General features: G+C 46.1%; 1 rRNA gene. It reads left to right on the top strand.

Features of this window, described 5'->3' with window-relative positions:
• Positions 1-78: 78 nt before the first annotated feature.
• Positions 79-347 (top strand): 23S ribosomal RNA (locus tag ACZYR9_RS27620); the annotation flags it as partial.

Raw genomic sequence — 347 nt, 5'->3', positions numbered from 1 at the left:
AAATGCTGAATCATCCTTAGATCTTTTGATCTTGATTACGTGGAGTTATATGTTTTTTGAAATGTATAACGAAGCATTGGTTAAGCTAATAAGAGCACACGGAGGATGCCTAGGCACCAGGAGCCGAAGAAGGACGTGGCGAACGACGAAATGCCTCGGGGAGCCGTAAGCAGGCTGTGATCCGGGGATGTCCGAATGGGGAAACCTGCGTATCATAATAGATACGTACTCACTACTGAATACATAGGTAGTGTAGAGGCAGACGAGGGGAACTGAAACATCTAAGTACCCTCAGGAAAAGAAAACAAAAGTGATTCCGTCAGTAGCGGCGAGCGAAAGCGGATTAG

It is taken from the genome of Paenibacillus sp. F024, assembly GCF_057814255.1.
Note: the sequence above shows the minus strand (reverse complement) of the source record. Positions and strands in the feature narration are given on the sequence as shown.